The 24049-nt window shown below is 35.2% G+C and carries 21 protein-coding genes; 5 read left to right on the top strand and 16 right to left on the bottom strand.

The features are described 5' to 3' along the window. Positions 1 to 15 precede the first annotated feature (15 nt). The 3 genes from icd to WCV66_RS10700 all read right to left on the bottom strand — a co-directional run bounded on the left by icd (position 16) and on the right by WCV66_RS10700 (position 3726). Positions 16 to 1287, bottom strand: a complete 1272-nt coding sequence (gene icd / locus WCV66_RS10710) for an NADP-dependent isocitrate dehydrogenase (protein ID WP_066326822.1) — start codon at positions 1285 to 1287, stop codon at positions 16 to 18. Between the two features lie 221 nt (positions 1288 to 1508). Further along, positions 1509 to 2627, bottom strand: a complete 1119-nt coding sequence (gene citZ, locus WCV66_RS10705; protein ID WP_066326815.1) for a citrate synthase — start codon at positions 2625 to 2627, stop codon at positions 1509 to 1511. A gap of 634 nt (positions 2628 to 3261) precedes the next feature. Further along, the gene (locus WCV66_RS10700; protein WP_066326813.1) at positions 3262 to 3726 is read right to left on the bottom strand and encodes a DUF441 domain-containing protein; all 465 of its coding nucleotides are present in this window, start codon (positions 3724 to 3726) and stop codon (positions 3262 to 3264) included. A gap of 126 nt (positions 3727 to 3852) precedes the next feature. On the opposite strand from WCV66_RS10700, the gene ytvI reads away from it, so the two are divergent. Next, the gene (gene ytvI / locus WCV66_RS10695; protein ID WP_066326812.1) at positions 3853 to 4968 is read left to right on the top strand and encodes a sporulation integral membrane protein YtvI; all 1116 of its coding nucleotides are present in this window, start codon (positions 3853 to 3855) and stop codon (positions 4966 to 4968) included. Positions 4969 to 5079: 111 nt separating this feature from the next. On the opposite strand, the gene WCV66_RS10690 is transcribed toward ytvI, so the two are convergent. The 8 genes from WCV66_RS10690 to dnaE form a co-directional block, all read right to left on the bottom strand. Beyond that, positions 5080 to 5466 (bottom strand): FxsA family protein, encoded by a 387-nt coding sequence (locus tag WCV66_RS10690; RefSeq protein ID WP_066326810.1) that lies wholly within the window; start codon positions 5464 to 5466, stop codon positions 5080 to 5082. 239 nt (positions 5467 to 5705) lie between these two features. Next, positions 5706 to 7466 (bottom strand): pyruvate kinase, encoded by a 1761-nt coding sequence (pyk, locus tag WCV66_RS10685; protein ID WP_066326807.1) that lies wholly within the window; start codon positions 7464 to 7466, stop codon positions 5706 to 5708. A 216-nt stretch (positions 7467 to 7682) separates the two neighbouring features. Next, on the bottom strand, positions 7683 to 8642 hold the full coding sequence (pfkA, locus tag WCV66_RS10680; protein WP_066326806.1) for a 6-phosphofructokinase: 960 nt from the start codon (positions 8640 to 8642) through the stop codon (positions 7683 to 7685). Positions 8643 to 9017: 375 nt separating this feature from the next. Continuing rightward, positions 9018 to 9995 (bottom strand): acetyl-CoA carboxylase carboxyl transferase subunit alpha, encoded by a 978-nt coding sequence (accA, locus tag WCV66_RS10675; protein WP_066326804.1) that lies wholly within the window; start codon positions 9993 to 9995, stop codon positions 9018 to 9020. Beyond that, a complete protein-coding gene (accD, locus tag WCV66_RS10670) occupies positions 9989 to 10864 on the bottom strand; it encodes an acetyl-CoA carboxylase, carboxyltransferase subunit beta (protein ID WP_338788944.1) in 876 nt (291 codons plus the stop codon). The genes accA and accD overlap by 7 nt, the downstream gene beginning before the upstream one ends. Before the next feature lie 178 nt (positions 10865 to 11042). Next, positions 11043 to 11675, bottom strand: coding sequence for a FadR/GntR family transcriptional regulator (locus WCV66_RS10665; RefSeq protein ID WP_066326799.1), 633 nt, complete (start codon positions 11673 to 11675; stop codon positions 11043 to 11045). Positions 11676 to 11686: 11 nt separating this feature from the next. Beyond that, entirely contained in the window at positions 11687 to 12916 is a 1230-nt protein-coding gene (locus WCV66_RS10660) for an NADP-dependent malic enzyme (protein ID WP_338789435.1), read from the bottom strand. Positions 12917 to 13220: 304 nt separating this feature from the next. Further along, complete coding sequence (gene dnaE, locus WCV66_RS10655) at positions 13221 to 16589, bottom strand: DNA polymerase III subunit alpha (protein ID WP_338788943.1); 3369 nt, start codon at positions 16587 to 16589, stop codon at positions 13221 to 13223. Between the two features lie 222 nt (positions 16590 to 16811). Here dnaE and WCV66_RS10650 point away from each other — a divergent pair, with 222 nt between their 5' ends. From WCV66_RS10650 to WCV66_RS10640, 3 genes are all read left to right on the top strand, one after another. Then, the gene (locus WCV66_RS10650; protein WP_066326792.1) at positions 16812 to 17147 is read left to right on the top strand and encodes a YtrH family sporulation protein; all 336 of its coding nucleotides are present in this window, start codon (positions 16812 to 16814) and stop codon (positions 17145 to 17147) included. Continuing rightward, the gene (ytrI, locus tag WCV66_RS10645) at positions 17144 to 17647 is read left to right on the top strand and encodes a sporulation membrane protein YtrI (protein WP_066326789.1); all 504 of its coding nucleotides are present in this window, start codon (positions 17144 to 17146) and stop codon (positions 17645 to 17647) included. The genes WCV66_RS10650 and ytrI overlap by 4 nt, the downstream gene beginning before the upstream one ends. A 555-nt stretch (positions 17648 to 18202) precedes the next feature. Further along, positions 18203 to 18388, top strand: a complete 186-nt coding sequence (locus tag WCV66_RS10640) for a hypothetical protein (RefSeq protein ID WP_066326785.1) — start codon at positions 18203 to 18205, stop codon at positions 18386 to 18388. 158 nt (positions 18389 to 18546) lie between these two features. Here the strand turns inward: WCV66_RS10640 and WCV66_RS10635 are convergent, their stop codons facing one another. Beyond that, positions 18547 to 19485: a DHH family phosphoesterase gene (locus WCV66_RS10635; protein WP_066326779.1), complete on the bottom strand. Its 939-nt coding sequence runs from the start codon at positions 19483 to 19485 to the stop codon at positions 18547 to 18549. Between the two features lie 194 nt (positions 19486 to 19679). Here WCV66_RS10635 and WCV66_RS10630 point away from each other — a divergent pair, with 194 nt between their 5' ends. Next, the gene (locus WCV66_RS10630) at positions 19680 to 19979 is read left to right on the top strand and encodes a YtpI family protein (protein WP_338788942.1); all 300 of its coding nucleotides are present in this window, start codon (positions 19680 to 19682) and stop codon (positions 19977 to 19979) included. Positions 19980 to 20118: 139 nt separating this feature from the next. Here WCV66_RS10630 and WCV66_RS10625 read toward each other — a convergent pair whose 3' ends face one another. The 4 genes from WCV66_RS10625 to ald form a co-directional block, all read right to left on the bottom strand. Then, a complete protein-coding gene (locus WCV66_RS10625) occupies positions 20119 to 21435 on the bottom strand; it encodes a CBS domain-containing protein (protein ID WP_066326774.1) in 1317 nt (438 codons plus the stop codon). A 115-nt stretch (positions 21436 to 21550) separates the two neighbouring features. Next, positions 21551 to 21790, bottom strand: a complete 240-nt coding sequence (locus WCV66_RS10620) for a hypothetical protein (protein ID WP_338788941.1) — start codon at positions 21788 to 21790, stop codon at positions 21551 to 21553. Positions 21791 to 21966: 176 nt separating this feature from the next. Then, the gene (locus WCV66_RS10615) at positions 21967 to 22647 is read right to left on the bottom strand and encodes a metal-dependent hydrolase (protein WP_338788940.1); all 681 of its coding nucleotides are present in this window, start codon (positions 22645 to 22647) and stop codon (positions 21967 to 21969) included. A gap of 150 nt (positions 22648 to 22797) precedes the next feature. Beyond that, the gene (gene ald / locus WCV66_RS10610) at positions 22798 to 23919 is read right to left on the bottom strand and encodes an alanine dehydrogenase (protein WP_066326760.1); all 1122 of its coding nucleotides are present in this window, start codon (positions 23917 to 23919) and stop codon (positions 22798 to 22800) included. Positions 23920 to 24049: the final 130 nt, after the last annotated feature.

The raw sequence follows: 24049 nt of genomic DNA, 5'->3' as shown, positions 1-24049 counted from the left end.
GTTTATGACTAGTAATTAACCCAGGTTTTTAATAAGCTCATCAGCAAATTCAGAACATTTCACTTCTGTAGCTCCATCCATTAAACGAGCAAAGTCGTATGTTACAACTTTAGAAGCAATTGTTTTTTCAACTGAATTCGTAATCAAATTAGCCGCTTCAGTCCATCCTAAATGTTCAAGCATAAGTACACCTGAAAGAAGCACTGAAGAAGGATTTACTTTGTCAAGACCAGCATATTTAGGAGCTGTACCATGAGTTGCTTCAAAAATTGCATGTCCTGTCTCATAATTGATGTTTGCTCCAGGTGCAATTCCAATTCCTCCAACTTGTGCAGCTAACGCGTCAGAAATGTAATCACCATTTAAGTTCATCGTTGCAACAACGTCAAATTCACGAGGACGTGTTAAAATTTGTTGTAAGAAGATATCAGCAATTGAATCTTTTACAATAATTTTTCCAGCAGCTTCTGCATCAGCTTGTGCTTTGTTTGCAGCATCTTTTCCTTCTGTTTCTACTAGGCGATCGTACTCTGCCCAAGTAAATACTTTATCACCGAATTCTTTTTCAGCAAGCTCATAACCCCAGTTTTTGAAGGCACCTTCAGTGAATTTCATAATGTTACCTTTATGAACAAGTGTTACAGATTTACGACCATGCTCAATTGCATAATTGATTGCAGCTCTTACAAGACGGCTTGTACCTTCTTCAGAAACTGGTTTGATACCGATACCTGATGTTTCTGGGAAACGGATTTTATTAACACCTAATTCATTTTTCAAGAAGTTGATTAGCTTTTCTACTTCTTCAGAACCTTTTGCATATTCAATACCAGCGTAAATATCTTCAGTATTTTCACGGAAGATAACCATGTCTGTGTCTTCTGGACGCTTAACTGGTGAAGGTACACCTTGGAAATAACGTACAGGACGTAAGCAAGTAAATAAATCTAACTCTTGACGAAGCGCAACGTTAAGGGAACGAATACCTCCACCGATTGGTGTTGTCAAAGGTCCTTTAATTGCAATTAAGTACTCACGGATAACATCTAATGTTTCATTTGGTAACCATTCGCCAGTTTGGTTAAATGCTTTCTCACCAGCTAATACTTCTTTCCAAACGATACCTTTTTCACCATTGTATGCTTTTTCGACAGCTGCTTCTAATACACGTGAAGCTGCAGCCCAAATATCTGGACCAATTCCGTCTCCTTCAATAAATGGGATAACTGGATTGCTTGGTACGTTTAATACTCCATTTGTTACTGAAATTTTTTCACCTTGTGTCAAAAAAATAACCTCCCAGATTATGTATTATCTATATTTATCCAAAGGATAGATATGCTCACTATTTAGTATAGTAGTTTTCTAACTTTTTTGCAGAGAATTACATAAAATTTTTAAGATTTTTATGAATATAAAAAATTCGCACAGCAATCCTCCCGATTTAACAGGGAGGATCACATGATAAGAATAGAGTTCTATTTATACCATTTCCAAATTATAAATAATTAACCACGTTGTTCTAATGGGATATAAGCTTGCTTATCAGGACCAATATAATCAGCTCGTGGACGAATTAAACGATTATTTTCATATTGCTCTAGAATATGAGCTAACCATCCTGATACACGACTAACCGCAAAAATCGGTGTAAACAGGTCATGGTCGATTCCTAAACTGTGGTACATTGACGCAGAATAGAAATCAACATTTGGTGGTAATGGCTTTTGTGATCTCACTAACTCTTCAACTTTTAGAGACATTTCATACCATTTTGGTTCACCAGTTAATTTCGAAAGCTTTTCAGACATCTTCTTTAAGTGTTTAGCTCTTGGATCACCTTGTCGATATACACGGTGACCAAAGCCCATAATCTTTTCTTTGTTTGCTAATTTTTCATTGATATAGCTTTCCGCATTATCTACTTCACCAATTTCAGAAAGCATCTTCATAACAGCTTCATTTGCTCCACCATGTAATGGACCTTTTAAAGCTCCAATTGCTGCTGTTACACCAGAATAAACGTCAGATAATGTTGCAACGCAAACACGTGCAGTAAAAGTTGACGCATTTAATTCATGATCGGCATGTAAAACTAACGCTTTATTAATTGCCTCAACTGCTACTTCATTTGGCTCTTCACCAGATAATGTATATAGGAAGTTTGCAGCCATTGATAAGTCTGTTCTTGGTTCTACTGGCTCTAAACCTTTACGAATTCGCGCAAAAGAAGTTACGACGATTGGAAGCTGTGCTTGTAGACGGATTGCTTTTCTATAGTTAGCTTCAGTATCCATCACATCAGCTTCTGCGTCAAATAAGCCAAGTAATGATACAGCTGTACGAAGAGCTGCCATTGGGTGCACACTATTGATAGGATATGTTTTGAAGTGGTCAATTACTTGCTGTGGAATTTTTGCATTTTCCGCAAGTTGTTTCTTAATTTCATTGAGTTGTTCTGCATTTGGTAACTTTCGGTGCCATAGTAAATATACCACTTCTTCAAAGCTAGCGTTTTCTGCTAAATCATCGATGTTAAAGCCCGCATATGTTAATGTATCATCAATAATCGAACTTACAGATGAAGTAGTCGCTACGATTCCTTCAAGACCGCGTGTTGCTGTCATAAAAAACCTCTCCTTTACCTTTTATTCCCCATTCATCTTAAAAGTTTAAAAGTTTAAACCTCAAAAAAGTCTAAAAAAGCATCACCATTTTTCTCATCGTTTGAAATATGTAAGAAAAATATCTGAGGAAAGAGATATTTCTTTATAGTATGAGCAAAAAAATGTAGATTCTTCTATCTATGTTAAAATACAAAATGCTCTTTCTTTTAAACTTTTAGACGATTGAGCGCTTGCTCACATTGAAGCACAAAAAAGAAAATGCTTACATTTTTCATGTTTAGAGAAAAGTCAAAATGATCTTTCTTTCATTACTGACTTCCTATTGTAGGCATTATAAAAGTACCTATTCCTATTATAAACAATTATCAGACTTTTGTGAATGAAAACAATTCAATAAGGACAAAAATTTGTTAGAAAAATGTTTTTTTAGGAATTATTCCACTTCATTCTACCACACATATAGAACTATACAATAAAATTGTTATATTAGTGTATATTTCCACTTGTAAATATTACCTGATATCTAGATAAAGAAAAGGGAATTTAGCTCACTTTTACTAGTTATTATGTCTATAAAATAGTTTGAAGATATAATAGTTTTGGTTTAACAATAATTAATATACTTGTTTACAGATTATGAACTAAAAAGCTTAACAATCTGCATTGCGATATAAGCAATACCTGCACCTATTAGTGGACCAACAGCAACTCCATTAAATAATGCCACAGCTAAAATCGTTCCAAAAACAAGTGCAGTAGTAATATGAGGATCTTCAGCTAATAGAGTTAAACCATTTTTAGCGATTAAGGCCACAGCAATGCCCGCTCCTAAAGCAATCCATGCATAAGCAGATTTTACTGCTTCTAAAAGCTGTTTAAACCCGATATCCCCTGTGGCAATTGGAACAAGTACAGCTATTGTAATTATCGTAACTCCCCAATTTATCCCTTTTGATCCGACTGTTGGAAGTATTTTTGAATCCAAACCAATTACCTTAATGATAATTAAGCATGAAACAGCGATAATTAATGATTGATTTTTTGCTAACACTCCGATACCTAGCAATATAAGTAAAAATAACATTGGTTGACTGAACATGTTGTTAACCTCCAAACTGACCATTTCTAGATCCTACATCCTTATAATATAAATTCAGATAGTATAAACAAGCCTGTGGTGTAATAAACATCTATAAGACGCGATACTATTACGGGAGGAGACAAGTTGAATTTGTATTATGTTTATAGCATGTTAAGACTTTTATTAATTGTTAGCTTATCAATCCTCGGTATCTTTTTCACATATTATTTATCTACTTTGACATATCCTTTTATTATTGCCATTTTCATCTCACTGCTAATTAACCCATTTGTTAATTTTATGGAGAAAAAGGGCAGAGTCCCTAGAGGTTTATCCGTGATCATCGCCATTTTATTATTAATCTGTATCATTGCCGGGATACTTATCCTATTAGTTGCCGAAATAGTCACAGGTACAACATACTTAGCTAAGGTTTTACCAGGGCATTTAACATTGCTAGCTATGTATATTGAAACATTTTTTGTCGAGAAGATCATGCCTTTATATAACCAATTAACCTATCTTTTTAATAATCTTGAATCAAATCAACAACAATCCATTATTATAAATATCCAAAACATAGGTGAGCAGGTATCTTCAAGCGTGGGAAATTTCATAAAAAGCTTTTTAGAAAATATACCAATGATGATTAGTTGGCTCCCAAATGCAGCTACTGTTATTATCTTTTCCTTATTATCTACATTCTTCATCAGTAAAGATTGGTATAAATTTAAGACCACACTTAAAAAAATCCTTCCTCCTAAAGCAAGGAAAAGTGGGAAAACAATTTTTGAAGAACTAAAAAAAGCGCTTATTGGGTTTATTCGGGCGCAAGCGACACTTATATCCATTACAACGACGATTGTATTAATCGGCCTTCTGATTCTACGTGTTGATTATGCGATAACAATTGCTTTGCTAATTGGATTAGTTGATATCCTACCATATCTAGGTACAGGGTTAGTATTTGTTCCTTGGATTGTTTACTTAGCGTTTAGCGGCAGTCTCCCACTCGCAATTGGGATTGGCGTTCTGTATCTCATCGTATTATTGCAAAGACAAATAATGGAGCCTAAAGTACTTTCTTCAAGTATTGGATTAGATCCTCTCGCCACCCTAGTGTCTCTTTTTATCGGCTATAAGTTAATTGGATTTTTAGGACTTATTGCAGGGCCCGTTGTTCTGGTAATTTTAAAAACCTTACACAGCGCAGGTGTATATATGGGTTTGTGGAAGTTTATTGTTGGGAAAGAAAAGTAAATCGGCTGACTCCATTTCGAAGAATCAGCCTTTGTACTTTTTTGAAAATAAAAAATTATTGAACTGTGGATACCACTTTAACATCTAGCTCCTTCGTCTTTCCAAGAAAAATTAACGAATAATTGTAAATTGATTCTTGTCTATCATTTTTCGAATAATGGATAAAAGAATCGGTTTAATTTTATTCCTACTTATCGGAAATAACAATAAAAATCCCGTTACATCCGTTATAAAACCCGGTGTAAGTAGCAATAGGCCACCAACTAAAATACATAATCCATCTAATATAGCCTCATTAGGAATTTGTCCGTATTGCATTTGTTGCTGTGCTTTTCTTAATGCTTCAGTTCCTTGTTTTTTTGCAAGCCACGCCCCAACCACACCAGTTAAAACAATCAGTAAAATAGTTGGAAGTACACCTATCGTTTTTCCAGAAAGAAGTAGAAACCCAATTTCTAATGCTGGTATGACAATAATCAAAAATACTAATAACCTCATTATCTCACCTCTTTAAAATATAGGCATGAAAAGCTTTGTTCTCACTGTGTACTTTCTTCTATTTTATTCGATTGATTAAAAAAAGAGAAGGAATTCCCTTCTTCCCCCTTTTTAGTGGATAAACAAAAAGGAATCGGTGGTTCCCGATTCCCTCACATCTCACCTCAAACTTCAAATTGATACAGTCTGAGACAAGAAAAATTAATTTTAAACAAGAATAATTAACCCTAGCCTATTTATTACAGTACACTCGCGTGGCCTTCATAAATGACGCCACGAACAGAATCCACAGTAATATCTTGACCATCCTTTAATAGAGTTGTTACACCTTCTACTCCGACAATAACAGGGATTCCAAGGCTTAATCCAACGACTGCAGCATGACTAGTTAATCCACCCTCTTCAGTTATAAGAGCCGAAGCTAATTCAAGTGCCCCCATCATATCGCGATCTGTGCTTTGAGCAACTAGAATAGCGCCTTTTGTCATCTTTTCTTTAGCGTCTCTAGCTGTGCTTGCTACAACAACTTTACCGAAGGCAGATTTACGTCCAATCCCTTGTCCTTTTGCAAGTACATCACCAATTACATGTACTTTCATTAAGTTTGTTGTTCCTGCTTCACCAACAGGTACTCCTGCAGTAATGACAATTAAGTCACCATGTGAAACAAAACCACTGTTTATTGCTTCTTCAACAGAGTTATCTAGCATTTCATCTGTCGACGTTGAGTGGTTTCCACTTCTTGGATAAACACCCCATACTAGAGCTAATTTACGAGAAATTGAATCAGAAACCGTTACAGCTACAATCGGAGCTTTTGGACGATATTTTGATATCATTCTTGCAGTATGTCCACTCTCTGTTGGCGTAACAATTGCTGATACACCTAAATTCAATGCCGTATATGATGTTGATTGACCAATTGCATCAGTAATTGTAGTACCTACTTGTGCACTACGCTTTGAAAGAATTGATTTATAATCAAGTGCTTCTTCAGCTCTTGAAGCAATGTTATGCATTGTTTTAACCGCTTCCACTGGATATGATCCCGCAGCAGTTTCACCTGAAAGCATGATTGCATCTGTACCATCAAAAATGGCATTGGCTACGTCACTTGCTTCTGCACGTGTTGGTCTAGGATTACGTTGCATACTATCGAGCATTTGTGTTGCTGTAATAACAGGTTTTCCTAATGCATTACATTTTCTGATTAATTCCTTTTGAACTAAAGGTACTTCTTCAGCAGGAATTTCAACACCTAAATCACCACGTGCAACCATTAAACCATCTGAAACCTCAAGAATTTCATCGATATTGTCTACGCCTTCTTGATTTTCAATTTTAGGAATGATTTGAATGTGGCTAGCATTATGTTCTTCAAGTAGCTCGCGAATTTCAAGAACGTCTGATGCACGGCGAACAAATGATGCTGCAATAAAGTCAACATCTTGCTCAATACCAAATACGATGTCTTTCGCATCTTTTTCGGTAATACCCGGAAGTTTAACACTCACACCTGGTACGTTAACACCTTTTTTATTTTTCAATGTACCACTGTTTTTAATTTTTGTTTTTATTTCACCATTTGAATGGTCTAAACCAATTACTTCAAGTTCGATAAGGCCATCATCTAAAAGAATAGTTGAGCCGATATGTACATCATCTATTAAGCCATCATATGTGACAGAAAATTTATCTAATGTACCTACAACTTCAGTCATAGAAATAATAATTTCATTTCCAGCAACAAGCTCAATTGCTCCATTTTCCATTGTGTTTGTGCGAATTTCAGGACCTTTAGTATCCAATAAAATTGCAACATTTTTATTTAACTTTGCTGAAGCTTCTCTGATGTTTATAATTCTAGCACCATGTTCTTCGAAGTCACCATGTGAAAAATTCAAACGGGAAACATTCATACCTGCTTCCATTAACTCTGTTAATTTTTCAATCGATTCACTAGCTGGTCCAATTGTACATACAATCTTAGTTTTACGCATTTACGTTCCTCCTACCATTTTTGTGGAAAAGGGGACAGATCTAAATTAAAGATTGTCTTCCTTTAGATTCCACAACTATTATGGTTTTTTATAATCTTAGCTAATTCCCCGCAACTTCATATCAGGGTAATGCATTTGAATACAGCACATCAAGGGTTGAAACACCCTAACTAGTGCGTAGGCATCCTGTATGAAAACGATCCCAACATTTATATATTAGATTGATAATTCTTTTGATAAGCGGTACATATCATTGTCAATTGTATGTGGTTGATCTAGTATTTCAATGATGTCATGATGAACGAGTTCATTCTTTTGAATACCTACACAGCGTCCGCCTTTACCTTCTAGAAGTAATTCTACAGCAAAAGCACCTAATCGACTAGCTAATACACGGTCAGATGCAGTTGGTGATCCACCGCGTTGAACGTGACCTAACACAGATACACGTGTTTCAAAAGTAGTAGCTTCTTCAATTTGTTTTGCAAAGTCTACTCCACTTCCAACACCTTCTGCCACAATAATTATACTGTGTTTTTTGCCTCGCTCATTCCCTCGCTTTAAGCGTGCAACAATATCGTCCATATCATAATTTTCTTCTGGAATTAATATTGTTTCTGCTCCGCCTGCCAAACCTGACCATAAAGCGATATCACCTGCATGTCTACCCATTACTTCAATTACATATGTACGTTCATGTGATGTAGCTGTATCACGAATTTTATCAATCGCATCAATTACTGTGTTAAGTGCAGTATCAAATCCAATTGTAAAATCGGTTCCTGGAATATCATTATCTATCGTGCCAGGTACTCCAACACATGGAAATCCATGTTCAGTTAGTTTTTTAGCTCCCATATATGAGCCGTCTCCACCAATTACTACTAACCCTTCAATACCATGCTTTTTTAGTTGTTCAATCCCTTTTTTCTGTCCTTCAATTGTCTTAAATTCAGGACATCTTGCTGAATATAGTTTCGTACCACCACGGTGAATAATATCTCCTACAGATCCTAATTCTAATTTTTCAATTTGACCTTCAATTAAACCCGTATATCCATGATAGATACCATAAATTTCAACATTATGAAAAATTGCCTTACGTACAACTGCTCGTACAGCAGCATTCATACCTGGAGCGTCTCCTCCACTTGTTAGAACACCAATTTTTTTCAAATTTCTTCACCCCACTATAATAATATAGCACATTGATTTACTTTAAAAATAACATGAAAGAAAAGTCAAAACAACAAGATCAAACGTGCAACTTTTGTCGAATAACCTTTTTTAAGAGCCTCTATCATTATACAATAAATTAACCCCTGTGTTTAAAGAATTATATAATTTTGCAAAATTATTGTCTTTCCTTGCATGCTAGTAAAGCAGCAGTGCATGAGTGCCTCTAAGCTAATTAGCCTCTATTGAAAATAAAACCTTCATTACCTTCCATAGTGACTAGTCCATAGAAAGCAAGATACCCAAATTAAGTCTAAACAAACCATATTTTTCATTACCACCAAAAGAAACGTGGACCTTGAAGGCCACACGTTCTTATTTTACCCCAAGTAATTCATTTGTAAATGATACTTGCCCGATTCTTTTAAACTTTTCGTAACGATGGTGAATGAGTTCTTCACCAGTCATTGCTGATAGAGTTTTTAAAGAGGTTGCTAATATTTCTTCTATATAACCTGCTTGTTGAGGGATATCTTTATGTGCTCCACCCTTCACTTCAGGGATTATTTCATCAACAACACCAAGTTCTTTTAGGTCTGGTGCAGTTATTTTCATTGTTTCTGCTGCCTTTTTTGCTAATCCAGCATCCTTCCACAATAATGCTGCAGCACCTTCTGGTGAGATAACAGAGTAAGTAGAGTTTTCTAGCATGTGAATATAGTTACCCACACCTAGAGCAAGTGCACCTCCACTCCCACCTTCACCAATCACTATACAAATTACTGGTACTGACAACCCAGCCATTTCAAACAAATTTTTAGCAATTGCTTCGCTTTGACCACGCTCTTCTGCAGCTTTTCCAGGGTAAGCACCTTTTGTATCAATAAAGCAAATAATTGGACGATTAAATTTATCCGCTTGCTTCATTAACCTTAAAGCTTTACGATAGCCTTCAGGATGAGGCATACCGAAATTTCTACGAATGTTTTCCTTCGTATCCTTACCTCGTTGATGCCCAATAACAGTAACAGGAAGACCTTTAAACTTTGCAATTCCACTTACAATCGCATCGTCATCACCATAATAACGGTCACCGTGACATTCAAAGAAATTAGTAAAAATGTGTTCGATATAATCTAAAGTTGTTGGTCTACTAGGATGTCTTGCAATTTGAACTCTGTCCCAAGGCTTTATATTTGTATAAATCTCATTTTCTAGCTTTTCTAATCTTGCTTCAAGCTTTTCAATTTCGGATGATAAATCAACATCTGAACCTATTGTAAATTCTTTTAATTCACTAATTTTTTTTCTAAGCTCGGTTACAGGCTTTTCAAACTCTAATTCGCCTACCATGTTAATTCACCTCCTGATTGATGAATGTCAAGAATATTACTTAGTGTTTCCTTTAACTCTTGACGATCTATAACAGCATCAAGCTGACCATGTTTTAATAAAAATTCAGCAGTTTGAAAATCTTCAGGAAGTTCTTCTCTAATTGTTTGCTCGATAATTCTTCTTCCAGCAAACCCAATAAGTGCTCCTGGCTCAGCAAAATTATAATCACCTAACGATGCGAAGCTTGCTGACACCCCACCTGTTGTAGGATGTGTCATAACAGAAATAATTAAGCCTTGATTATCACTATAAAGCTTAAGTGCAGAGCTAGTTTTAGCCATTTGCATTAAACTTAATACACCCTCTTGCATTCTTGCACCACCTGATGCAGTTAGAATAATAAAGGGTAAGTTCTTTTCATTAGCTTTTTCAATTGTACGAGTAATTTTTTCACCAACAACTGACCCCATACTTCCCATTCTAAAGCTAGCATCCATGATGGCAAATGTTGTTTTAAAGCCATTTATGGTACCTTCACCTGTAACAACAGCTTCATTTTGTTGTGTTTTTTGACGGTCCTTTTCTAGCTTTTCTTCGTATCCTGGAAATTGCAGTGGATTTTCTGAAATCATTTCTTTATCATATTCAATAAAACTATGCTCATCAAATAAGCTCTTAATGCGTTCCATAGCGTTCATTTGATGATGGTAACCACAATTCATACAAACCTTCTCATTTTTTATTAATTCTTTTGTATACATAATTTTTTTACAACTCGGACATTTAATGACAATTCCTTCAGGAACATCTTGTTTTGCTTGCTCAGACGGAACCTGTGCATATTTTTTTTTCTTCGGTTTCGGTTTCGTAAACAAATCTTTTAACAAAACGGTACCTCCCCTTTTCTAAAGCTGTTTCTCTACAATTCTTCTTTTTCATATTGAAAGTATTGAGGTTGAACTAAGCTAATTTACTAGTAAAACTATCATCAAGAATACTATTATTTATCAGTTATCTATACTTTATAGAATGATGAATAAGCATGTTGTTGAAGCTTGTCAGTATCTATTCGACATATTCCTTAAGTGATACCTCTTCGTAAGCAGCAAAAACCTTTTCTTGTTCCTTGTTTAATAAGGCATTAACTAGCATTTCTAATTTTTCATTTGAATAAACCTTCACTTGATCACTCTTACAAACAAAGGTAACATAATCATTTAACACCATCCATATACGAAAAAGAAGATGGTTATTAGAGAGTTGAATAATCTCTCTCATACATTCATATCTTGTTACTGTATTCTTTGAAAGTTTTTCTGCTATCAATTTAAGTTCTGCTTCAGGATTGTTTTGCAAAACCAATTGCAATGCATTATATTCCAATAGAGAATTCATTTGGATAATATCAACAACCGCTTTTGAATCCTCTAATATAAACGTTCCTAAAAGTTCAATAAGATTATGCTCTCGAAAATCTTTAAGAAATGTGCCTTCTCCTCTTCGCGTTTCAATCATCCCTAAAAGCTCAAGGGCACGCAATGCTTCTCTTACAGATGATCTACCAACCTTAAGCTTTTCTGCAAATTCTCTTTCGGAAGGGATTTTATCACCATATGAAAGCTGCTTTTCTGCAATATAAGCTCTAATATGACGAAGAATTTCTATATAAACTTTTGATTGTGCGGTTGTCAAAGACAAATCACTCACTTCTACTCAATAATAGCAAGCTGCCTCGTTTTTTCTGCAACTTCTTCTGGGTCAACTTTTATTCTAGCCACACCAGTTTCCATAGCAGCCTTTGCCACTGCTGATGCTACTGCTGGGGCAACACGTGGATCAAATGGAGCTGGAATAACATAATCTGAAGTTAATTCACTTTCCGAAACAAGTGATGCAATTGCTTCTACTGCAGCTATTTTCATCTTTTCATTAATGTGAGTTGCTCGAACATCTAATGCGCCTCGGAAGATTCCAGGGAAAGCTAGTACATTATTAACTTGGTTCGGAAAATCTGAACGACCTGTTCCAATAACCTTTGCACCAGCTTCTCTTGCATCTTCTGGCATAATTTCTGGGGCTGGATTTGCCATCGCAAATATGATTGGTTCGGGGTTCATTGACTGAACCATTTCTTTTGTTAGTGCACCTTCAACTGAAACTCCAATAAACACATCTGCTTCTTTTATTACATCAGCAAGTGAGCCTTCTAATTGATCTCTATTCGTAAATTTCGCTACTTCTGATTTTACCTCATTCATACCTGCTTTACGATTTTCGTAAATAGCCCCTTTAGAATCACACATAATAATATTTCTAACACCGTAAGTATAAAGCAACTTAATAATTGCAATGCCAGCTGCACCAGCGCCATTAGCAACAACACGAATATTTGACATGCTTTTCCCAACCAATTTTAAGGCATTAACAAGTCCTGCAACTGTTACAATTGCTGTTCCGTGTTGGTCATCATGAAAAATAGGAATATTCGTTTCCTTTTTTAAACGCTCTTCTATAACAAAGCAGTTCGGAGCTGCAATGTCCTCGAGGTTTACACCACCAAAGGTTGGTTCAAGAAGCTTAACTGTATTTACGATTTGGTCAACATCTGTTGTATTTAAACAAATTGGAAAAGCATCTACTCCTGCAAAGCTTTTAAATAAGACCGCTTTTCCTTCCATTACAGGCAGAGCAGCCTCTGGACCAATATTTCCTAGACCTAAAACTGCAGTTCCATCGGAAACAACTGCAACCATATTACCTTTCATTGTATAGTCGTATACTTTGTTTTTATCATCATATATATCTTTACAAGGTTCAGCCACACCAGGTGAATAAGCGAGACTAAGATCGTGTGCATTTCTCACAGGTATTTTAGATTTTGACTCAAGCTTTCCCTTATTTACTCGGTGAATATGTAAAGCTTCTTCTCTTAATGACATCATTAACATCCCCTTTGTACCTTGTAAAGTTTTAAGACCTATAAAAAAATATTCTTTACAATCCCCCAGTGGTCTGACCACTAATAATCATTATTAAATGATAACATAATTCATCTGTTTGTAAAGTAGGACTTGTCGTAGGTTGGAAGGAAAACAGGTTACTTTTAATTAGTCCTATCGTTATTTTTATCTTTGGGTGTCTGATAAGACATATTTAACGACAAATTATGAGTTTATTCCTTCCATTCATAAGTAATTGACTGTTTATGTCTAATTAATTATTGTAAAAAAGTAATTTTCATAATTATTGATGGTTCCTTAAAACAACATTTTCTTTACCAAGTAATTTAATTAATGCATCCATACATTCTTCAGTTGGAGAAATAAAGAATTCTGATGGAAGTTGAACAGTTCTTTTTTCAGATTCATAATAGAGAAATACTGGAGTATCTCCACTGAACTCTTTAAGGTAATTCTTCACTTCAAATAATCTTTTTGGTTCCATAGATTGTCTTTCAATTTTTATAAAAAGCTTTGATTTGTCATCAAGACTAGATAGTTCTTCTGGTGATATGACTTTTTGGATAATAAATTGGACCTTATCTTGACGTCTCTCTACTTTCCCATCTAAAAGGAAGGTGTCACCAATTGATATCTTTTCACTAAATTTAGTATAAATTTGCGGAAACATAACAGCATCAATATCGCCTGTCTCATCAGCAATGACTAAAAATGCCATTACGTCACCTTTTTTCGTGCGGATTGTTCGAATACTCACGATCATTGCACCTATCATGGCTTTTTTATCTATTTTCAAACCCATATCTGATATATTACTTGCATTAACTGATTGAAATTTTTCCCGATACAGTTCGACCGGATGGGAAGAAAAGTAGAAGCCAAGTGTTTCTTTTTCAAATTTCAACTTTTCTTCAATTTTGAATGGTTCTACCTCGATGTATTTAGGTTTGAGTGCAAAGGCTTCTTCCTCAAAAAAATCAATCTGATTCTCATCAGTCGGTGTAAGCAATTCTGCATGCTCAATAGCAACATCTAAGCTTGCTAGCAAGGTTGCTCTCTCCACTCCAAAATCATCCATAGCTCCTGAAAAGATTAACTGTTCCATTATCCGACGATTAATAATCTTCATTGATACCCTTATGCAAAAATCAAATAAGTCTGTAAATGGTTTCTTTTTGCGGGCATGGAATATTTCTTTTATCGCTGCAATCCCAACATTTTTTATTGCAGTTAAGCTATATCGAATATTACCATTCTCAACTAAGAATGGGTATGCACTATAATTTACAGAAGGAGGTAAAATTGTAACTCCCTTCTGTTTTGCTTCACGTATATACTGTGAAACCTTATCGTCATTTCCACTCGCACTTGTCAATAGAGCCGTCATAAAATAAAGTGGGTAATTCGCCTTAAGATATGCTAATTGATAAGCAATCATGCTGTATGCCACTGCATGACTTCGATTAAAGCCATAATCGGCGAATTTCACAATTAAATCATAAACATTATTTGCAACTTGTTCATTATAACCATTAGACTTACAACCCTTCACGAAATGCTCCCGCTCTTTATCAAGTACATCTTTCTTCTTCTTACCTACAGCTCTTCTTAATAAATCAGCTTCACCTAAAGTAAATCCAGCAATAGTCGAAGCAATTTCAATGATTTGTTCTTGATAAACAATGACTCCATAGGTCGAATGTAAGATGGGCTCAAGCGCAGGGTGGAGGTAATGCACAGAGCTTTTCTGATGTTTTCTTTCAATATAGAGAGGGATATTTTCCATTGGGCCCGGACGATACAATGCATTAACTGCAACGATATCTTCAAGGCTTGTTGGTTTAAGTCGTTTTAAAACACTTCTCATACCTTCAGACTCTAACTGAAATACACCTGTTGTATCCCCACTTGAAAGTAGAGAAAATGTTTTTTCGTCCTGATAAGATATTTTCGGTAAGTTAACAGAATATCCTTCTTCACGCTGGATTAATTTTGTTATATTTTCTATCAATGATAAATTCCTTAGACCTAAAAAGTCCATTTTCAATAAGCCTAGATCCTCTAAATAATCCATTGAAAACTGAGTTAAATATACTTCATGCTGCCCATTTTGAATCGGGACAATATTAGTTAAAGGTTGGTCACTTAGAACAACACCTGCTGCATGTGTTGACGCGTGTCTTGGAAGCCCTTCTATTTTTAATGCTGTATCGATTATCTTTTTATATAACTCATTTTCACGAATCATTTTTTGTAAAACATGCGATTCTGTTATGGCTTTTGTAAGAGTAATACCAGGACGTGTTGGAATTTGTTTAGAAAGTAATTCGGTTTCCTTCGGTGAAGCTCCCATTACTCTACCAATATCACGGATTGCAGCTTTTGCAGCCAAAGTTCCAAACGTGATAATTTGCGCTACATGAATTTTCCCATATTTGTTCGCAACATAATGAATGACTTCATCTCGTCTTGTATCTGGAAAATCAATATCAATATCAGGCATTGTAATTCGTTCAGGATTTAAAAAACGTTCAAAAAGGAGGCGGTGTTTAATCGGATCAACATCGGTAATTTTTAACACGTAAGAAACTAGTGATCCTGCTGCCGATCCACGCCCCGGACCCGTAAGAATGCTATTTTCATGTGCATATTTCATAAAATCCCAAACAATTAAAAAATAATCGCTAAAATTCATCTTCTTTATGACACTTAGTTCATATGTAAGTCTATCTAGATAGCTTTTCTTAGGTTCCTCAAAACGGTCTTTTAATCCTTCCATACAAAGTTGTTCTAAATATTCATTCGCACTTTCACTGTTTGGTGTTGGGAATTTTGGTAAATGTGTAACTCCAAGTTCAAGATCAACTTGACACCGCTCCGCTATTAACAAAGTATTTTCTAACGCATCAGGATATTGATCAAATAGTGAGACCATGTCCTCCTGCGATTTTAAATAATATTCATTCGGTGTGTGTAAATCAATGTGCTCATCTGAAAGCTTATCACCGTTTTTTATTGCTGATAAACATTTATAAGCCATATAGTCGTCTTGCTCCAGGTAGGCAACATTATTAGTTGCAACAACGGGTACCTTCGTTTCTTCGCTCAAAGAGACTAGTTCGGTTAATAAATGCTTTTCCTGCTCTAACAAGTGATTTTGGAGCCCCAGATAAAAAGATTTTTGACCAAATATAGTTTCATATTTTTTCGTTAGCTCTTTTGCTTTTACACGATTTCCTTCTAATAAATTTTTCTCAATGATTCCGTCCATTCCAGGGCTAATGGCGATTAGACCCTGACTATAGCTCTTAAGCCACCTTTCAGGTAATCCTTCAGGAGTTTTCGTCTGCAGTGCACTACTAATCTTTAATAAATTTCGATATCCATTATTATTTTCTGCTAATAAAATAAGTGAGGTAGACTCTCCCTCTCCTTGTTCATCTAGAATGTTTATTGTTAAACCGATAATTGGCTTAATACCATGTTGTTTGCATAGCTTATAAAACGCAACAGTACCATACATGACTTGATCATCGGTTAATGCCAATGCTTTAAATTTAAGTGTTTTCGCTTTATTTACAAGCCTGTCCAACCTTGCAGCACTCGTTAACAGGCTGTATGCACTTTTTACTTGTAGATGTACGAAAGGCAAACAAATTCCTCCTTTCTTGAACTAATTTATGTAAATTTTTATTATTTAAATTCACTAATGTATATCCTTCATTATATTCCGAGATTATTTTCGATACAAATAGAAAGATACATGCTCTGTTCATAAGATGTATAAAGCTAATCTATTTTCTATTTTACATGTAAAACAAAACATACTTAAAAAGGGTCGTCCATATACATTATATAGAGGAGGATGATGTTTATGGACAACGAAGCCTTTATACCGGCTTTTATTCATAGCTATTTTATTGCATTAGGGGTTATTTTAGGTGGTACACTTATAGGTGCAATTGGAGCTTTCTTGGCAGGTGAGCCTCCTTTAACGAAAATGTTTGAGTTTGCAAATCGCTTAAAAATATGGGCACTTGTTGCTGCAATAGGTGGAACATTTGATGCTTTCTATAGTTTTGAACGTGGTATTTTCCAAGGAGAAACAAGAGACATCATAAAACAAGTATTACTAATTATTTCTGGAATGGGCGGAGCACAAACAGGCTGGCTTCTAATTCATTGGTTAACACAGGAGCATATTTCATGAGAATTCCACCACATTATCAACAACCTTCATGGCAGCGTTTTTTTGCCGGTGCAGCGATTGGGGCAATTATTAGCTGGGGCGTTTTTTTATTTATCTTTGGAGTGATCCAAGAAAAGCATAAGACCATTATCGATGAACAAGAGTTAACTATTCAAAAGTTAAGAAAAGACAAAGAAATTTATCAAGAAGAATATATAAAATTAAATAAAGAAGCGCAACAAAAAATTACTGTTCAAGAAATAAATATCCATCTAACAAACGGTGACAAATATCTTTTTAAGGATTTTATGATAAAAAATATAGAGGATGAGGTAGAAAAAGATTTATCAGATTTAATTGCAAAAGATATCGAGAGCGTTTCTTCAAGTCATTTATTAATCGAAAGAACGATTGAGAATAAGGTTTTTAAGAGAGATGGAAAAGAATATAAACTTGAGATGACAAAATTCATGTTACTAACAACTATTTATATTGAGGTTGAGATCTCATTTTTAGAATAGGCTCTGTTAAAGCTCACTGGTGATTTTTGTACTTTGTTGATTGGAACGGATATGAGAGACTCATGCAGGTGCATAGCACCGACGAGGCTCCAGGACCGCCCCGGAAAGCGTTCACCTGCAGCGGAAATAAAGAAACAAGTATAACAGAGCCTTAGAATAAAAAATTTTATGGAATATGCAAAAATGAATCGCATTTAACTCAAATATCCGATAAAATAGAAATAGGAAAAACAAGTAAATAATTTATTTTTTACTTTCATCAAGAATTACTACAATGTTCACCTCTCTCTACTCACCTCAAGGGTAAAAAACTTGTGAAATCCTATGATATCTTTTTTGATAAACACCTGCCTACTGATTCTATATCAACTACCTAAAGTAAGTGTAATGCACAAACAGTTTGATGGCAAAAAGCAAAATATTTATTTTACCTTTTACCATCATGACATTCCGTTCAATGTTTCACAAATCATTTTAAGACGAGACTGACAAAAAAAGGAAATGTCACACTCGTCAATATTGATTTTGTAATGACATATTAATGGAGGGATTAAAATGGACATTTTTAATTCAAAAAAAATTGCTCAAGAAAAATTAGAGCATATTAAAAATGGCTTTTCAGCATATGTTGAATCTGCCGAACTAGCAAAGTTAATAAAAAAAGAAATACAAGTATTAAATCTCGATGTATATGAGGATGCCACTGATATCGGGGTTTGGTTTATCCCAAACAGAGATTAGTAAGCGTTATCATACCCCCTCAACTTTATAATTTCTTTATTGTATGAGACATTACTATTCTTTTTTTCTTGAAATCTTCAAAAAGTCCATACCCTATAAAAAAAGGTTCGGAACCGTATCACAATTCCGAACCACTACATAACCTTTTTCATAACTATTTAATAATCTTGACAAAGCTCTTCCAAATCTTTAAGCACCTGAACAGCTTCTTCCCAGTTATAAATGGATGCTCCTGATGCTAAAGGATGTCCGCCACCATTATATTTCCTTGCTAATTCATTTATCACAGGCCCTTTTGATCGCAATCTGACTCGAATTTGATTTTCCTCTTCAACGAAAAACACCCAAGATATAACTCCCTCAATATTTCCGAGAATACCAACCAACTGAGATGCTTCTGAGGGCGTTACTTCATACTCAGTTAAGATCTCCCTTGAAATATTCATACTTGCAGCACCTGATGAAGTTAACGTAAAGTTTTGCAGCACATAGCCACTTAGCTTTGCAACATTCCGCTTTGTTTTGTAAAGTTCATTATATAATGGAGTAAACTCAATTCCTTCAGATATTAGTGCACTAGCGTAACCAAAAGTCTTTTCAGTTGTACTAGGGAAAAGGAAGCGCCCAGTATCACCAACAATACCGGCATATAATAACTGTGCAGCTTTTTTAGAAAGTACAAGCCCCTGTTCTTTACCTTCTAAAAATAATTCATAAATCATTTCACTTGTTGCAGCTGCTGTTGTATCAACCCATAGCAGATCTCCATACTTGTCCTCATTCGGATGATGATCAATCTTTATCAGTTTTTTACCATTTTTATAGCGTTGATCACTTACACGAGCTTGGTTCGCAGTATCACAGACAATAACTAACGCTTCCTGGTAAACGTCATCATCTACTAGATCCATTTTATAAAGAAATTCCAAAGATGGCTCACTTTCACCAACAACAAAGATATTCTTTTCTGGATAAGATGCCTTCAACACTTCAGCTAACCCACATTGTGATCCATAAGCGTCTGGATCTGGACGAACATGGCGATGAATAATAATCGTATTATTTTGATGTATTTCTTCTAAGATCTGCTGTTTCATTTGAATCTCCTTTAAAGTTCTTTATTAGTTATTAAATCATAAATACATGTATTTAAAAAGAAAGAATAATCAGCAAATAGGAAATAAGTACAATTTAATGAAAGTCATGTTAAAATGAAGCGAGACTTTTCAGATCTTTATGGTCAATTTTAAAATAACAGCTGAAATATGATTTATTGTGGAGGTTTCTAAATATGCCAGTGTTAGTTGTGATCATCGTTATTTCTTTAGCTTTTTATGCATATTTTAAGGTAAAAGCATTTAGATCCACTAAGTCGATCGAAAAACGGTGGATAGCTGCAAAATCTAGTATTGCATTAGGATTATTTGTTGCATCTTTTGGCCTTAACCAATTATTCCTATATCGTTCCACCTTGTCGTTAATCGTGGGAATAATCTTTGTACTTATTGGAATAGGTAGTAGTTGGGCAGGATTCCGTGCCTATAAGCATTATTTACCACAAGTAGTAAAAGAAGCTCAAGAACAAAAATAAGAAGGGGATTGTGTCTTCCTCTTCTTATTTTTAAAGTTAAATATCGTTTTTTTATTTAGTTTTTGTAATTTACTTCAACAGTCCAACTTTGTGAAAAGACGTTGCCCATTTGATCGATACTAATAAAGTAGCTTCGAGGTTATCTTTCTATCAATTGAACCATCATCATCGCCTTCCCTACTACCATACCTTCACTGTATGCTTCAATATCAATCTTTCCAAACTTTCTCCCTACTTCTAGTATTTTCGGGTGAAGTTCAAGCATTGATTCCATTTGCACTGGCTTAATGAAGTAAATCGTGATATTTTCGACAATGATATCACCTTTTTTTTGCGCTCTTAAATATCGATTTACTGATTCTGTAACAAGTGTCGTAAACACACCATAAGAAATTGTGCCAAGATGGTTTGTCATTTGCGGACTTACTTCACATCTAAAAATACTACTCCGCTTTGATTCATCTTCAATCGTTATAAACTGATTGGTAACAATATCGTCAAGTTTCTCACCAATTTGCGGCTGACGCTGGATCATTTGCAATGCTTTTAAAACGTCCTGACGACTAATCATCCCTTGTAAACGATTATGTTGATCAACTACCGGAAGCACTTCAATCCCTTCCCAAACCATCATTTGGGCAGCAGATGCAACTGACGTTTTGCCCATAACTGTAACTGGACTTTTTGTCATTACCTTTTCAATTATTGTAGAATGATCATGTCCCATTATATCCTTTGATGTTACGATTCCATGCACCTTAATATTTTGGTCAATAACAGGAAATCGTCCATGTCCTGTTTCATAGTTATTCTGATACCAGGTTGCTACAGTATCTGTTGTTTTTAAGTAAATTGTTTTTTCAAGAGGTGTTAATATATCCTCAACTTGAACAATTTCCTTTTTGATAAGCTGATCATAGATAGCACGATTAATCATTGTACCAACAGTAAACGTATCATAGCTAGTAGAGATAATCGGCAATTCAAGCTCATCTGCTAATTTCTTCACACTATCTTCTGTATCAAAGCCACCTGTTATTAAAACAGCTGCACCAGCCTCTAAAGCGTATTGATGAGCATTTGTACGGTTTCCAACTATTAATAAGTTACCTGCACCGGTATAACGCATCATTGCCTCTAGCTTCATTGCACCGATTACAAACTTATTTAACGTTTTATGTAAACCAGCTCGTCCACCTAAAACCTGCCCATCAACAATGTTAACAACCTCTGCATAGGTTAATTTCTCGAAGTTTTCCTTCTTTTTTGTTTCAATTCTAATTGTTCCTACTCGTTCAATCGTACTAACATACCCTTTATTTTCGGCTTCTTTAATCGCCCTATAGGCTGTTCCTTCACTAACATTAATATCCTTAGCAATTTGACGAACTGAAATTTTTTCACCGACAGGAAGTGAATTAATATATTGTAAAATTTGCTCGTGCTTCGTAGCCAAGCTGCATCACCCTTTATATATAACAATCTAATAGTACGTTATTCGTCTTATCTTCTTTTATTATAAGGGTGGTGCATATATATATCAACGCATGGTTTAGAACTGCTTTATCTCTTCATTTCAAACGTTGACGTGCATAGGTTCTTTTTGTTTTGTAGGATTTAATTTGTTTTGCTTGAACATGTTTCTTAGGACGATATAGATAATGTGCAAAGTTCCCACCAATTACAAATATCGCTAGACACAACCAACTCATAGCAAACACAGTTTGTAATTGATCACCAGATAAAGTAATTTGCTGAAGTCCGTAATAGAGCATTGCAAGAGTAACTAATGTATAAATTAAATTTTTCAATCAAATCACCCTTTCAAATTAATTATTGCTCTATTTTATGCATGTACCATAAAAAAAAGAAGTAGTTGATATGAATCATCTACTTCCATCTATTGATTGCCCATTCGTATTAAAATCAGATGTTTCAATATTAATTAGTGGGGTTTTAAAACAATCACATTAAATGATATTTTACCTTATAATTCTAGTTTTTCTCCAACCTTTAATGGATAGCATATCCCTTTTGGCAGCATGTTTGTAAATTCTTTAGGATCCTGTTTTATTGCAGGAAACGTATTGTAATGAATAGGAACGACCCTTTTAGCTTTTAGCCATTCAGCTGCAGCTACTGCATCCTCTGGACCCATTGTTAAATTATCCCCTATTGGTAAAAATGCTAGATCGATAGTATTTCTATTCCCAATCATCTTCATATCAGAAAACAACGCAGTATCCCCGGCATGATAGATCGTTTGGCCATTAGCTGTTAACAGAACCCCTGAAGGCATCCCTGTATATACAACAGTTCCGTCTGCTTCTTCATAACTTGATCCATGAAAAGCCTGTGTTAGTTTGACTGTACCAAAGTCAAATTTATAAGCTCCACCAATATTCATTGGATGAATGTCAATATCATTTTTACCTATGTAAACCGCTAACTCATACGGAGCAATAACTAATGCATTGTTTTTCTTAGCAATCTCGACTGTATCACCGACATGATCATTATGACCATGTGTTAAAATAATCACATCAACTTCAAGGTCAGTTACTTTTAAATCTGTTAAACCATTACCATTAATAAATGGATCAATAATAATCTTTTTATTCCCTGTTGAAATTTGTACGACTGAATGACCATGATAAGATACATGCATTCTATTCACCTGCTTTCTTTATATTTACACCAAAATGGTAATCAGTATCTATAATTCGTTTTACCCTTTTTCACCGTTTTTTTAAACGTTATACTCAAAAGAGGCTGACAAAATAAAAATGGTTCAGCCTCATTTGTTGGAGTAACGTATTTAAACCCCAAGTAACAGAGTACGTGCATCTGAGTAGGATAAGCCGTGTGCTGCTGCTACCGCTTCGTAAGTAACATATCCATCTAATGTATTGATACCTTTTAATAGAGCTTCATTTTCCAAGCACGCTTTTTTGTAGCCCTTGGAAGCAATTTGAACAGCATAAGGGACAGTTACATTTGTTAGAGCGAATGTTGAAGTGCGTGGAACAGCGCCTGGCATATTAGCAACAGCATAATGTAATACCCCATGTTTCTCATACGTTGGATTATCATGAGTTGTTATTTTATCAGTTGTTTCAAAAATCCCACCTTGATCAATCGCAATATCAACAATAACAGATCCATCTGACATAGAACTTACAACATCCTCTGTTACAAGCTTTGGAGCTTTTGCACCAGGAATTAACACTGCTCCTATAACCAAATCAGATTCACGAACAGCTTCTGCAATATTAAGAGGATTTGACATTAATGTTGAAATGTCACTACCAAAAATATCATCAAGCTGTCTTAATCGCTCAGAATTCACATCTAAAATTGTTACCTCTGCACCTAGTCCAATTGCAATCTTCGCCGCATTTGTTCCAGCAACACCACCACCAATAATGGAAACCTTTCCTCTCCTTGTCCCAGGAACTCCTGCTAATAATATCCCCTTACCTCCCTTTGGCTTTTCTAAAAATTGCGCACCAATTTGCGAGGCCATTCTACCAGCAACTTCGCTCATCGGTGTTAAGAGTGGGAGAGTACCGTTTGGAAGCTGAACTGTCTCATAAGCAATCGCAATTACTTTATGATCAATTAAAGCAACAGTTAACTCAGGCTCAGGTGCAAGATGTAAATACGTAAATAAAATGAGCCCTTCTCGGAAATAACGGAATTCTTCTTTTAAAGGTTCCTTTACCTTCATAACCATATCCATCGCCCATGCTTGTTGAGCTGTTTCAACAATTTGCGCACCAGCTTCAATATACTGTTCATCTGTAAACCCTGAACCTACCCCTGCATTTTTTTCAATATATACTTCATGTCCAGAGTTTACGAGATGAAAAGCACCTGCAGGGGTCATAGCAACACGATTTTCATTATTTTTAATTTCTGCAGGAATGCCAATTTTCATAATAACTCCTCCTTAGCAATCGTTTCAAACTATTAATCCTTATCAGTATTGCCGTAATTTATTATATGATTACGAAAACAGACAGGTCCGAGGAGTTTTATTAAAATTTTTAAAAAAATTGATAGTTGCT

The sequence above is a fragment of the Metabacillus rhizosphaerae genome, assembly GCF_037201795.1.
Lineage (GTDB): Bacteria > Bacillota > Bacilli > Bacillales > Bacillaceae > Metabacillus > Metabacillus rhizosphaerae.
Note: the sequence above shows the minus strand (reverse complement) of the source record. Positions and strands in the feature narration are given on the sequence as shown.